The organism is Streptomyces sp. NPDC058092 (assembly GCF_042884935.1).
GTDB lineage: Bacteria > Actinomycetota > Actinomycetes > Streptomycetales > Streptomycetaceae > Streptomyces.
In genome coordinates, this window is record NZ_JBHVSY010000001.1 from 600,133 (window position 1) to 613,173 (window position 13,041).

12 protein-coding genes are annotated in these 13,041 nt (G+C 71.8%); 2 read left to right on the plus strand and 10 right to left on the minus strand.

Annotated features, from left to right (window positions below; translation table 11 throughout):
• Positions 1 to 156 precede the first annotated feature (156 nt).
• From ACFVV1_RS02940 to ACFVV1_RS02975, 8 genes are all read right to left on the minus strand, one after another.
• Entirely contained in the window at positions 157 to 1,233 is a 1,077-nt protein-coding gene (locus tag ACFVV1_RS02940) for an ATP-binding protein (RefSeq protein ID WP_389983445.1), read from the minus strand.
• Positions 1,230 to 1,967, minus strand: coding sequence for a response regulator transcription factor (locus ACFVV1_RS02945; RefSeq protein ID WP_383755825.1), 738 nt, complete (start codon positions 1,965 to 1,967; stop codon positions 1,230 to 1,232). Before ACFVV1_RS02945 ends, ACFVV1_RS02940 begins: the two co-directional genes overlap by 4 nt.
• A gap of 222 nt (positions 1,968 to 2,189) precedes the next feature.
• Entirely contained in the window at positions 2,190 to 2,912 is a 723-nt protein-coding gene (locus ACFVV1_RS02950) for a spermidine synthase (RefSeq protein WP_389983448.1), read from the minus strand.
• Positions 2,913 to 3,055: 143 nt separating this feature from the next.
• Positions 3,056 to 3,685: a hypothetical protein gene (locus ACFVV1_RS02955; protein WP_389983451.1), complete on the minus strand. Its 630-nt coding sequence runs from the start codon at positions 3,683 to 3,685 to the stop codon at positions 3,056 to 3,058.
• Positions 3,682 to 4,983 carry a hypothetical protein gene (locus ACFVV1_RS02960; protein WP_389983454.1) on the minus strand — a complete coding sequence of 434 codons (1,302 nt, stop codon included), beginning with the start codon at positions 4,981 to 4,983 and terminating at the stop codon, positions 3,682 to 3,684. The genes ACFVV1_RS02955 and ACFVV1_RS02960 overlap by 4 nt, the downstream gene beginning before the upstream one ends.
• The gene (locus ACFVV1_RS02965) at positions 4,980 to 5,780 is read right to left on the minus strand and encodes an ABC transporter ATP-binding protein (RefSeq protein ID WP_389983457.1); all 801 of its coding nucleotides are present in this window, start codon (positions 5,778 to 5,780) and stop codon (positions 4,980 to 4,982) included. The genes ACFVV1_RS02960 and ACFVV1_RS02965 overlap by 4 nt, the downstream gene beginning before the upstream one ends.
• A gap of 10 nt (positions 5,781 to 5,790) precedes the next feature.
• Entirely contained in the window at positions 5,791 to 6,870 is a 1,080-nt protein-coding gene (locus ACFVV1_RS02970) for a zf-HC2 domain-containing protein (protein WP_389983460.1), read from the minus strand.
• Positions 6,867 to 7,472, minus strand: a complete 606-nt coding sequence (locus ACFVV1_RS02975) for an RNA polymerase sigma factor (RefSeq protein WP_389983462.1) — start codon at positions 7,470 to 7,472, stop codon at positions 6,867 to 6,869. The genes ACFVV1_RS02970 and ACFVV1_RS02975 overlap by 4 nt, the downstream gene beginning before the upstream one ends.
• A 134-nt stretch (positions 7,473 to 7,606) precedes the next feature.
• Here ACFVV1_RS02975 and ACFVV1_RS02980 point away from each other — a divergent pair, with 134 nt between their 5' ends.
• Positions 7,607 to 8,308 carry a rhomboid-like protein gene (locus tag ACFVV1_RS02980; RefSeq protein ID WP_389983465.1) on the plus strand — a complete coding sequence of 234 codons (702 nt, stop codon included), beginning with the start codon at positions 7,607 to 7,609 and terminating at the stop codon, positions 8,306 to 8,308.
• Positions 8,309 to 8,567: 259 nt separating this feature from the next.
• Positions 8,568 to 10,991, plus strand: coding sequence for an endopeptidase La (gene lon / locus ACFVV1_RS02985; RefSeq protein WP_389983468.1), 2,424 nt, complete (start codon positions 8,568 to 8,570; stop codon positions 10,989 to 10,991).
• A 160-nt stretch (positions 10,992 to 11,151) separates the two neighbouring features.
• On the opposite strand, the gene ACFVV1_RS02990 is transcribed toward lon, so the two are convergent.
• Both ACFVV1_RS02990 and ACFVV1_RS02995 read right to left on the minus strand, forming a co-directional pair.
• The gene (locus tag ACFVV1_RS02990) at positions 11,152 to 11,910 is read right to left on the minus strand and encodes a polysaccharide deacetylase family protein (protein ID WP_389983941.1); all 759 of its coding nucleotides are present in this window, start codon (positions 11,908 to 11,910) and stop codon (positions 11,152 to 11,154) included.
• A 229-nt stretch (positions 11,911 to 12,139) separates the two neighbouring features.
• A complete protein-coding gene (locus tag ACFVV1_RS02995; RefSeq protein ID WP_389983471.1) occupies positions 12,140 to 12,997 on the minus strand; it encodes a lysozyme in 858 nt (285 codons plus the stop codon).
• Positions 12,998 to 13,041: the final 44 nt, after the last annotated feature.

Sequence of the window (13,041 nt, forward strand, 5' to 3'; positions counted from 1 at the left end):
CAAGTCACATCGGAAGGCGGGTTTCGGCGCAGGAATTGGCGGGAAACAAGCATGGTTCCGCTGCACTTCGGGTACGCAGGGCCGAAGCTACGGCCCCTTGGACCGTACCCCTGAAAGAGAACACGCAGAACGTGCCCTTCCGGTTCGAACCCTATGTCAACCTCGCGGTTGCGGGATCCCCGGAAGAGTGACCTGGATGCGGCAGCCGCGTGCGGATTCGGCCACACCGATGCGGCCGCCGTGCAGATCCACCGCCCAGCGGGCGATCGCCAGGCCCAGGCCCGTACCGCCGTCGCTGCCGGGACCGTGCGGGGACGGCACCTCGCCGCGGTTGAAGCGCTCGAAGACCCGGTGCCGCTCGGACTCCGGAATGCCCGGACCCTCGTCCAGGACCTCCAGCGCCAGGGACTCCGGCCCCGCCCCACGCCGGGCCAGGACGGTGACCCGGCCGTGCGGCGGGCTGTGCTTGACGGCGTTGTCGACGAGGTTGGCCACCACCTGGTGCAGCCGTTCCGCGTCCGCGTGCGCGGTCAGCTCGGGCGGTGACACGTCCAGATGCAGATGGACGTCCTTGCGGGTGTGGTTCCCGGAACCGGAGGGCAGCCGGCGGTGCGAGGCGGCGAGGTTCGCCTCCTTCAGCACGCCCGAGAGATACGGCCACACCTCGAAACGGCGGGCCTTCAGCGTGACCACACCGCTGTCCAGACGGGACAGGTCCAGCAGCGTCTCCACCAGCCTGCCGAGCCGCTCGGTCTGCTTCAGGGCCGTGCGCATGGTCTCCGGATCGGCCGAGGACACCCCGTCCACGACGTTCTCCAGCACGGCTCTCAGCGCCGCGATGGGTGTCCGCAGCTCATGGGACACATTGGCCACCAGCTCCTTGCGGTGCCGGTCCACGGCCTCCAGGTCGTCCGCCATGAGGTTGATCGTCTGGGCCAGGTCGCCGAGCTCGTCACGCCGGCCGGCGCCGCTCACCCGTCTGGTGTAGTCGCCGTGCGATATCGACCGGGCCACGGTCGTCATCTCGTCCAGCGGCGCCGTCAGGCCGTGCGCCACGAACTGGGTGATCAGCAGGGTCGCGATCACCGAGAACACCGTGATGAAGCGCAGCTCCGTCCTGGTACGCAGGGCCACCATCAGCAGCCCGGTGGTGATGAACACCGAGACCACCACGAGCGTGCCCAGTTTGGCCTTGACCGAAAAAGGACGCAGTCCGGAACCGGGCCGGGTCATGGCGCCGGGGTCTCCAGGGCGTAGCCGACACCGTGCACGGTACGGATCCGCTCCGCACCGATCTTCCGGCGCAGCGCCTTGATGTGGCTGTCGACGGTACGGGTGCCGGAGGCGTCCGCCCAGTCCCAGACCTCGGCCAGCAGCTGCTCCCGGGAGAGCACCGCGCGCGGCGTATTGGCCAGGCAGACCAGCAGATCGAACTCGGTCGGCGTCAGGTGGACGTCGTCGGCGCGCACCCGGACCCGGCGCTGCGCGTGATCGATCTCCAGCTCACCGAGGCGCAGTATGCCGCTGCGCGGAGTGACCGCGGCCAGCGCCGCACGCTCGACCCGGCGCAGCAGGACATGCACCCGGGCCGCCAGCTCGCGCATCGAGAACGGCTTGGTCATGTAGTCGTCGGCGCCGACCCCGAGGCCGACCAGCATGTCGGTCTCGTCGTCCCTGGCGGTCAGCATCAGCACCGGCACCGGCCGCTGGGCCTGCACGCGGCGGCAGACCTCCAGGCCGTCGAAGCCGGGGAGCATGATGTCGAGCACCATCAGATCGGGCTGCCACGCCTCGGCCGCGTCCACGGCCGCGGGCCCGTCGAGTGCGGTCTGCACCAGAAAGCCCTCGGCCCGCAGCCGGGCGGCAATGGCATCGACGATCGTGACGTCGTCCTCGACCACCAGCACCCGGCGCTGCGCGCCCGGGGTGGCCGCGACACCGTTGTGGGTGGTGTGTGTCTGTTCCATCGCCCCGCCCCTGCCCGTTCTCACGGGGGCCATTCCCCCGGACGCACGGTCTTCGCTTGTGGATGTCATGGGTGATCCCGTCACCGGTCAGCAGCGTAAAGGCAGCGGACTGCTCTCGGCTACGCAGGGTGTAACGGCTTGGGTGCGACGAAGTGGCGGAGTGTCGGCCTTGTGGCGCTTGGCCCCGGGCGTCCGGGGGCCGTGGATACCCGGTGGGGGCTCTCAGTCTGTCCGAACTGCGAGATGCACCACGTCGGGAACACCTCGGGCAACACGGATCTCTTCGGTCCGTACCCCACCGAATCCGGCATTCCGCAGGCTTTGTTCGAAGTCGGCGGACGGTTGTGCGGACCAGACCGCGAGAACGCCGCCCGGCGTCAGCCGCTCCCGGCAGTCCGCCAGACCGGCGGGGGAGTACAGGCTCGTGTTGTCCTCGGTGACGGTCCAGTCCGGCCCGTTGTCGATGTCCAGGCACAGGGCGTCGTAACGGTCCGTAGTCGTGCGCAGATACGCGACGAGATCCGTCGTCAGGACCGCGGTCCGCGGATCGGCGAGCGCCGCACCGGAGATCCTCGCCAGCGGCCCCTCCCGGTGCCAGTCCACGACCGCCTGCTCCCGCTCGACGACGGTGATCCGCCCCCACCGCGGCTCGGTGGCGGCCCGCACGAGCGAGAACCCGACGCCGAGCCCTCCGATGAGCACCGCCGGCGCCGTCCGGCCCGCGGGCAGCGCGGCCAGCGCCGCGTCGATCAGCAGCCGCTCCGACCGCCCGTCCGAGGTGTCCATGAGGAAGCATCCGTTGGCGATGATCTCGAAGCCGTCACCCCGCTCCCGCAGGACGACCTCGCCGTACGGGCCTTCCCGGCGGTCGAGCGTGACGGGGGCGAGGGTGTCGAGGCCGTGGATCACGGGGCTGTGGAACGCGGGGCCATGGATTTCGGGCATGGTGCGGGTCTCCGGTGGATGACGGATGCGGTTGTATGGACGGGGTCCCCGCCATCCTGGCCGGTCGGCGCGGCCGGAGGCCAGCGGATTGCCGGATCCGCCCGATCCGTTCCCGTCTGTCCTGGGGCGTGCGACGTCGCGCGTTACGCGCCCTCCGGGCGTGCGCCGCGCACCGCGAGGAGGGCCGCCCCGACCGCGTACGCCGTCAGGGCCACCATCCACGCCCCGGCCTGCGGGCCCGGCTGCATCGGCCAGGCCCACACCGCCGCCGCGCCGCCGGGGGTGTGGGGTGCCGCCAGATAGACGGCACCGCCGTAGACCGTCATCGGCAGCCAGCTCAGCCGGGCACCGATCAGCGCGGCGGAGGCCACGGCCACCCCGGTCGCGCCGAGCGCGTTGCGCACCATGGCCGGCCCGCCGAACGCCTCCGGGTGCCCCGGGACCGCCAGCGCGAGCGCCCCGGTCGTCAGCACGGTCAGGACCAGCAGATGCAGCAGCCGGCGCGGCCACCACCGGCGTACGCCGGTCCGGTCCAGCTCGTCGCTGTGCGCGTGCAGGCTGGTGCCGATCGCGGCGGAGGCGAGCAGCGGGGCCAGTACGACGACCGGGATGCGGGCGGTGTGGTCGAAGTACGGCCTGGTTTCCAGCCAGTGGGCCGCACCTGCGGCCACGAGAACGATGCCGGCCAGGGCGACGGCGGTGAGGGGGAGGGCGCGGGAGCGGATATAGAGGACGGGGACGGGCGGTGCGGAGTGGATCGGTCGATGGCTCACAGGACCGGGACCTCCGCGGACGTGCAGTCCGCCGGGACGGCCAGGTAACGGCCGAGCCAGACCTTGCGCTCGGCGTCCGGCATGGCCTTGAGGCGGGCGAGATGGCGCGAGTCCGGATTCCACAGCGAGTCCTCGCCGCTCAGCCAGCTGATGACCGCGTCAGCCGTGCGTGCCATCTGCTCACCCTCCTTCCGGCCCTTCTCGTCCGGGCCGGCCGGGCAGTCACGGTTCACCAGACCGAGGGCGGTCTCCTGGACGTACCGGTGGGGATCGGTCAGCCGATTCCGGGTGATGCCCCAGCCACGCCCCACGTGTGCGAGAGCGGCTTCGCCGTCCTTCGGGGCGGTCCCGTTGTCCACGTATCTGACCGGTGCGCCCGGGACTCCCTCCAACCGCGTGAACATCCCCCGCAACGCCTCGGACGCCTGGGGGAGCACCGGGGCGTCGACGGCTCTCACGCAGATCTGCGGCGTGCCGGGGGCGGCCTTCGTGCAGACGCTGCGTGCCACGGCCGGATCCTCCCGGAACAGGTCCTCGCCCGTGTGCGCGATCACCGTTGCGGCCGTGATCGCCAGGGCGAGGGGAACAACGGCCAGGTGGCGGCGCCGCGCCGCGTACCCGAGCAGCACGGCGACGGCGATACCGCCCGTCCACGTCACCAGAACCGGGGCGAACCACCACACCGGTACGGATCTGTCCAGGAAGACCTCCTGTGCCGGGCTCAGGAATCGGGCCGACGAGTCCAGATAGCCCGGGAACCCCAGGACGACGTACGCGCACACCGCCGACACCGGAGCGATCAGCCGCCAGCGCACCAGCCTGCCGACGACGAAGCCCACGAAGCCGATGGACATCAGGAAGCCGAGATCCGCGGCGACGACCGAGACGGAGGGACCGCCGGCCGCCGTGTACGGGGCGGTCGCCGCGAACGCTGCGGCCAGCGCGACCAGATACCCGGCCGCCGCCCACAGCACGATCGGCGCCGCGGCCGTCGTCACCTGCGCGAGCCGGCCGCGCGGCACCGAGAGCAGCAGCTCGGCGGTGCGGCGGCGGTGCTCCCGGCCGCCCTGCCAACAGGCCGCTGCGGCGACCAGCGGACCGCCGAGCAGCGCCGCCGCCGAGTGCAGCTGGTTCTGCGTCTCTCCCCAGCTGCCCTGCCACTGGGGCGCCTTGCCCCACAGCGGAACGAGGACGGTGAGGGCGAGCGCGAGTCCGGTCCAGGGGGCGATCCCGCGCCGGAGCTCGGCCAGTAGCGCGGTGTGCGCCGGACGGCGTGCGGGTGTTCCGGAGCCGGTCATCGGTGCGCCACCGCCGCCCGGTGCGCCCGGAGCGCGGCGGTGTAGCCGCGCTCGATCGGGTTGCCGTCCGGCCCGCCCGCGCCGGTGTCCTCGCCGCCGAGCGCCGTCAGCTCCCGCGTCGTGCCCCGGTACGCGATCCGCCCGGCCTCGATCAGCGTCACATCGGTGCAGGCCGCGGCGACGTCCTCGACCAGGTGGGTCGAGACGATCACGGTGGACGCCCTGCCCAGCTCCCGTATCAGCGCCCGGAATTCGACCCGCTGCTCGGGATCGAGACCGGCGGTCGGTTCGTCGAGCAGCAGCAGGTCCGGATCGTTGACGATCGCCTGGGCGATGCCGACGCGCCGCACCATGCCGCCCGACAGGGTCTTCACCCGCGCGTCGATCCGGTCGGTCAGACCCACCCGGTCCACCGCGCGCTCCACGGCCTCCGGGGCCGTCGCCGCGTCCATCTCCTTGAGCCAGGCCACATAGGCGACGAACTCGCGGACGGTGAAGCCCGGGTAGTACCCGAACTCCTGCGGCAGGTAGCCGAGCCTGCGCCGGACCGCCGCGCGGCTGCGGTGGTCGGACTTCGCGCCGACCTCGTTTCCGAACAGCTCCACCCGGCCGCCGGACGGCGCGGCGACCGTCGCGAGCACCCGGATCAGCGAGGTCTTGCCCGCTCCGTTCGGCCCGAGGAGTCCGTGCACACCGGGGGCGAAATCGAGATCGACGGCGTCGAGCGCGGCCTTTTTGCGGTGCCGGACGGTCAGCCCCCTGACCGTGACGGTGCTCATGACAGTGGTGTCGCTCATGCGTTCACGCTCACAACGTCTCCAGATGGTCGAAAGATCTACGGCGTACGACGAGCAGCACGGCGCACCCCAGCGCCCCGGCCGCCCAGCCGCCCTGTGCGGCGGGCCCCGCGAAGTACCGCGCGGCCTCGGCCGCCGGGGTGGCGATCCCCGGCGCGGAGGAGGTGGCGAAGGCGGGCAGGAGCACGGCGGCCGCCCATGCCACGGCGACGGACGAGGCGCCGTTGCGGCAGCCGACGTACGAACCGAGGGCGAGCGCCGCCAGCGTCATCGCCAGCCCCGGCAGCAGCCAGGCCGCCGGGCCCGGCCCGCCGGCGGACGGGGGCAGCGCGGCCCCGGCGAGGGTGAGCGCCGGAATGCTCGCGCCGAGCACCGCGGCGGTTCTGGTCAGCAGCAGCCGGAGCCCGCCGGACGGGGTGGCGGCGGCGATCTCATGCATCGGGTCCGAGTGCCGTCCGTAGGAGACGACGACCCCGGCGAGCGGCAGCACCGGCGCGATGACGAGGAGCAGCGGCCGCGTGGCGGCGCCGAGCCCGGCCCCGTACGCCAGAGCGAGGGCCCCGACGGCGACCAGCACCAGCGCCAGCAGCCACGCACCGCGCAGCGCGGGCCCGGCGGCCCACAGCAGACGCCCGGTGCGGGAGGCGGACGCGGGGAAGCGGACGCGACGGTTCGGGGCGGGCCTCCTGCACGGAACGCCAGTGTCCCTCCGGGCGGGCCCCTGCCCAGGAACGTCCGTGCCGCTCCGGGCGGGCCCCTGCCCAGGAACGTCCGTGCCGCTCCGGGCGGGCCCCTGCCCAGGAACGTCCGTGCCGCTCCGGACATGCCTCCTCTCCGGACGCACCTCCGACGCGACCGCGGCCAGCACTCCCGCCCGCACCCCGTCCAGCAGTGCCGCCGACTCCCGCCGCGCCCGTACCGCCGCAGAGACCCGTGCCGCGCACCCCCCGCACGTCTCCACGTGTTTCTCCAGGGACCAGGCGTCCGTCTCCGCCGCCGAACCGGCGGCGTACCGCCCGGCCAGTTCGGCGCCCACGTGCCAGTGGGGCAGTCCGCTGCCTCTCCTCATGCCGTCGCCTCCCGTCGTCATGCCCTGCCTCCCAGCGGTCCGGCTTCCGGCGCCAGCAGTTCCAGCGCGGCGCGCAGCTCGCGTCTGGCCCGCATCGCCCGGGTCTTGACCGTGCCTTCCGGTATGCCGAGGAGCCGGGCCGTCTCGCGGGTCGTGAGTCCGTCGACGACCGTCGCGCGCAGGACCTCGCGCAGCTCGGGCGAGATCCGGTCGAGTGCGGCCCCCACATGCCCGTACTCCAGACCGGCCAGCACCCGCTCCTCGGCGGACGGCACCGCGGCCGCCCACTCCTGGCTCCCGGCCCGCTCGGCCTGTGCGGCGAGATCGGTGCGGGCATGGACCCGCTGGGCGTCCACCAGCCGGCGCGAGGCGATCACCCAGAGCCAGCCGCCGATCCGCGCACCGCGGTGCGAACCGGCGGAGCGCCAGGCGGTCACGAAGGTGTCCTGGAGGACTTCCCGTACGGTCTCGGGGTCCGGGCACCGTCTGCTCAGCCGGGCGAGCAGCCAGCCCGCGTGCCGGTCGTAGAGCGTCGCCAGGGCCGCCGTATCCCCCTGCGCGACGGCGCGCAGCAGGGCGTCGTCGTCATTTCGGTCCTCCCCCGAGGGGCGCAACAAACTCACACCCCTCTATCGGGCACCGGGCCCGGGTCGGTTCATACGCCGCTCATGTGGCTCAGGCCATGGACGGCGTGGGGGACGATCACGGAGGGTGGGACGTTGTTTCGGGGGGCTTGTACGGAAAGGGGCCTCACGCGGTGCATCAGGGTACGGACAGGACGGTTCGGGAAGAGCACCGCGCGGCGCCACTGCCCGACGCCATACCGCGTCAGCGCCTTACGGGCGAGAGCGCCGCTCCTCCGGCCCGCGAGACCCGCGAGACCCGCGAGGTCCGCGAGGCCCGCAAGACCCGCGAGGCCCGCCGGTGGCTGCGGCTGCTGCCGACGCCCCTGGGTACCCCGTTCACCTTCGGGTATCTGCTGGTGCTCGTCGCCACGTCCCTCTTCATGGAGTACGCCGATCCGGCCACCGTCTCCGCCGTGCTGCGCGAATCGAGCACGGATGTCGCGCACCTCGGCGATACCCTGCTGCTCGTCCTGGCCGCCAGCGCGCTGTGGGTCGTCGGCGGGCTCAGCTCCCCGTACGTCTTTGGCTTCGCTCTCGTGCTGACCGCGCTGGAACGCCGCATCGGCGGATGGCGCACCGCCGGGGTGTTCCTGCTCGGTCATGTCGTGGCGACGCTCGCCACGGAGATCCCGGTCGGGCTGTCGGTGGTGGCCGGTCATCTGCCGGAGTCCTCGCTGCACCGGCTCGACTACGGCATCAGCTTCGGGCTGATGGCGAGCGTGGGTGCGCTCGCCGGACTGCTCACGCCGTGGCTGCGGGGGCTGGTGCTCGGTGGGGCCGGCGCGATGCTGCTGCGCGATCTGTTCGAGCTCAGCAGCCCCCTCACCAACTGAGGGCATCCACTGGCGCTGCTGCTCGGTGTGGCCTGCTGGCCACTGCTGCGCAGGGCCGGTGCCGCCCGGGGCTCGGACGGATCAATACGGACGCGCGCAGGGATCACCGCTGCGTGCATGCACGCAGGACCGGACCCGGCCTGCCGGGCGTGCGCACAGCGTTCAGTTGATCGCTCACAGCGAACATGCTCCGGGGAACAATGAGCGGCTCATGAGCATTGAGTCTTCATAACTCAACTTGACTGCCGAAGGGGAGATCATGGCTACCGAGTCCAATGCGGTCACTCCGCTCGCCCTGCCCGTGCTGCCGCTGGACGACGAGGTCGTGCTGCCCGGGATGGTGGTGCCTCTGGACCTGTCCGACACCGATGTACGCGCCGCCGTGGAGGCCGCACAGGCCGCAGCCCGCGAGGGCGGCGGCAAACCCGAGGTGCTGCTTGTGCCACGGGTCGACGGGACGTACACCGGCACCGGTGTCATCGGCACCGTCGAACAGGTCGGACGGCTTTCGGACGGGGATCCGGGCGCGCTCATCCGCGGCCGTGGCCGGGTACGGATCGGGGCCGGGACCAGCGGACCGGGCGGGGCGCTCTGGGTGGAGGGGGCACGGATCGACGAGGCCGTCCCCGATCCGCTCCCCGGGGCCGCCGCCGAGCTGGTCAAGGAGTACAAGGCACTCGCCACCAGCTGGCTGAAGAAGCGCGGCGCCTGGCAGGTCGTGGACCGGGTCCAGCAGATCGAGGACATCTCCGCGCTCGCCGACAATTCCGGTTACTCACCCTTCCTCACCACCGCCCAGAAGGTGCAGCTCCTGGAGACCGTCGACGCGGTCGCCCGGCTGAAGCTCGCCATCCAGTGGCTCGGTGAACACCTCGCCGAGCAGGACGTCGCCGAGTCCATCGCCAAGGACGTCCAGGAGGGCGTCGACAAGCAGCAGCGCGAATTCCTGCTGCGGCGCCAGCTCGACGCCGTACGCAAGGAGCTTGCCGAGCTCAACGGCGACCCGGAGGACGAGTCCGACGACTACCGGGCGCGCGTCGAGGCCGCCGACCTTCCCGAGCACGTCCGCGAGGCCGCGCTCAAGGAGGTCGACAAGCTGGAGCGTTCCTCCGACCAGAGCCCCGAGGGCTCCTGGATCAGGACCTGGCTCGACACGGTCCTCGAACTGCCGTGGACGGAGCGGACCGAGGACGCGTACGACATCCGCGGCGCCCAGCAGGTCCTCGACGCCGAGCACGCCGGCCTGCAGGACGTGAAGGAGCGGATCACCGAGTACCTGGCGGTCCGCAAGCGGCGTGCCGACCGCGGCCTGGGTGTCGTCGGCGGGCGGCGCGGCGGTGCCGTGCTGGCGCTGGTGGGGCCTCCGGGCGTGGGCAAGACCTCGCTCGGTGAATCCGTCGCGCACGCCATGGGCCGCAAGTTCGTCCGCGTCGCGCTCGGCGGGGTGCGGGACGAGGCGGAGATCCGCGGCCACCGGCGTACGTACGTCGGCGCCCTGCCGGGACGTATCGTCCGGGCCATCAAGGAGGCCGGTTCGATGAACCCGGTCGTCCTGCTCGACGAGATCGACAAGGTCGGCTCCGACTTCCGGGGCGACCCGGCGGCCGCCCTGCTCGAAGTCCTCGACCCGGCGCAGAACCACACCTTCCGCGACCACTACCTGGAGGTCGAACTCGACCTCAGCGACGTCGTCTTCCTGGCCACGGCCAATGTGCTCGAAGCCATCCCGGAGGCGCTGCTCGACCGGATGGAACTGGTCAGGCTCGACGGCTACACCGAGGACGAGAAGGTCGTCATCGCCCGTGACCACCTGCTCCCGCGTCAGCTGGAGCGGGCCGGTCTGGCGAAGGACGAGGTGACGCTCGACGAGTCCGCCCTGCGCAAGCTGGCCGGCGAGTACACCCGCGAGGCGGGCGTACGGAACCTGGAGCGGGCCGTCGCCCGGCTGCTCCGCAAGGTCGCGGCCCAGCACGAACTGGGCGAGCGGGAGCTTCCGTTCACGGTCACCGAGGCGGAGCTGCGCGGTCTGGTCGGACGGCCGCACCACGTCCCCGAGTCCGCCCAGGACCCGGCCGAGCGCCGCACCGCGGTGCCGGGCGTGGCCACCGGGCTCGCGGTGACCGGTGCGGGCGGCGATGTGCTGTTCGTGGAGGCGTCGCTGGCCGACGCGGAGACCGGGGGGTCCGGACTGACCCTCACCGGTCAGCTCGGCGACGTCATGAAGGAGTCCGCGCAGATCGCGCTGAGCTTCCTGCGGTCGCACGGCGCGGAGCTGGAGCTGCCGGTCGCGGATCTGAAGGACCGCGGCGTGCACATCCACTTCCCGGCGGGCGCGGTCCCGAAGGACGGCCCGAGCGCCGGCATCACGATGACGACGGCGCTGGCCTCGCTGCTCTCCGGACGGCTGGTCCGTACGGATGTGGCGATGACCGGTGAAGTCTCGCTGACAGGGCGGGTGTTGCCGATCGGCGGCCTGAAGCAGAAGCTGCTGGCCGCACACCGGGCCGGAATCACGACCGTGGTGATCCCGAAGCGGAACGAGGCGGATCTGGACGACGTCCCGGCCGAGGTACTGGACACCCTGGAGGTCCACCCCGTGACGGATGTGCGCCAGGTGCTGGAGATCGCCCTCGCCCCGGCCTCCGCGGCCAGGCCCGAGGAGAGGATCCCGGCCGCGGCGTAGCGGCCACGGCGTGACGGACGTGGCCCCACGTGCGTACCGGTACGGACGGCCCGCCTTCCCGGCAACGGGTGGGCGGGCCGTTCCCGTGTTCCGGCCGTGCGGGTCCGGGGCGGGGCGTCTGCCGCCTTCCATCCGCACGGATCCGGCCGGGAAGCGCGGATCAGGGGCGGTAGATGGTCCCCGGGACCGGCTCGGCGGGTGCCATCAGCTGCGGGACGGTGACGAAGGTGTAGCCCTGCTTCTTCAGCGCGTCGATGATGCCGGGCACGGCGGGCACCGTCCCCTTGTAGATGTCGTGCAGCAGGATGACGCCGTCCCTGCTCGCCTGGTCCAGGATGCGCTTCTTGATCAGCGCCGAGTCGTTCGTGGAGTAGTCCTTGGCGGTGGCGCTCCACAGGACCTGGGAGAGTCCCAGGTCCTTGCTGATGTCCGAGACGGTGTCGTCGGTGCGGCCCTGCGGCGGGCGCATCAGACGCGGCTTCCTGCCGGTGATCTCCGCTATCGCGTCCTGCGTCTTCTCCAGCTCGGCGCGTATCTCGGCGGGCTTCCTGTCCGTCAGGATCTGGTGGGTCCAGGTGTGGTTGGCCACCTCGTGTCCCTCGGCGGCGAGCCTGCGCACGGTGTCGGGGTACTTCTTGACGTGGTTCTTGCCGAGCAGGAAGAAGGTCGCGTGCACCTTCTTCTCCTTGAGGATGTCCAGCAGATGCGGGGTGTCCTCGCCCGGTCCCGCGTCGAAGGTCAGCGCTATGCACTTCGCCTTGCGGCAGTCCACCGGGCCGAAGGAGCCCTTGGCGTCGGAGCCCGCGTCGCCGCGCGCCGAGGCCGGCGCGGTGGTCTGCATGGAGCAGCCGCTCAGCGTCAGGGTGAGCGCCGTCACAAGGGCGGCGGCCAACCCCGTACCGATCGACTTCGTCTTCATGGACAAGGCGGGTCACTCCTCCGTGGCTGAACAAGGCACGCGATGTGCGGCAGGGAAGGACTATACACACGGGGTATACACCGGGTGTATAAGGGGCTTCGGTGTCAGCTCGGAGGGTGAAGTTCCTGGTCAGGAGTGCGAACAGGGTAGAGCCCCCGGTGACGGGGGTGCGTCACCGGGGGCTCTACCGTGCGACGGGGGTGACCGGCGCGGGCGCGGCGGGGCGGGCTCAGCCGTTGGCGAGCGCCTGTACGCGGTCGAGGGCGCCGTTGAAGTGGTTGTGGTCGCCGACGTAGGGGCCGGACGAGGTGTACTGCCAGATCGTGTAGTAGCCCCAGCCGGCCGGGAGTTCGCCGACCGTGGAGTTGTAGCGGGCCACCCACAGCGGGTTGGTGGTGCCGAAGCCCGCGTTGTTGCCGGTGCAGGTCTGCCACCAGCTGGTCGCGGTGTAGATGACCGCGTCACGTCCGGTGCGCGCCTTGTACGTGTTCACGAAGTCGCGGATCCAGGACACCATGCCGGCCTGGGTCTTGCCATAGCACTGGGCGCCGTACGGGTTCCACTCGATGTCCAGGACGCCGGGCAGTGTCTTGCCGTCCCGCGACCAGCCGCCCCCGTGGTCCACGAAGTAGTTGGCCTGGGTGGCGCCGCTCGTGGTGTCGGGGGTCGCGAAGTGGTACGCGCCCCGGATCATGCCGACGTTGTACGAGCCGTTGTACTGCTGGGCGAAGTAGGGGTTCGTGTAGTACGTCCCCTCCGTCGCCTTGGTGTAGGCCCACTTCACGCCGCTGTTCCAGAGCGTCGCCCAGTCGACGTTGCCCTGCCAGCCGGAGACGTCGACGCCTTCGGTCTGGGCGGCGAGGGTTTCGCTCGGCAGTCCGCCCTGGCCGTCATGGGCGACGACGCCCATGCCCATCGTGGCCGTGCCCCGGGCGGGCTTCTTGGCCGCCGCGGCGGTGTCGTGGGTGCCCGCGGCGCTCGCCGCGCCGGGCAGGGTGAGGAGGAGGGAGAGGGCTGCGAGCAGAGTCCCGGCGGCCGCGAAGCGCGGGCGACGGGATGTTCTGGAAGCGGATCTGAGCACCGGCATGTGAGTGCCTCCGAGGCCTTGGTGGGGGGACGTGCTGATCCCAG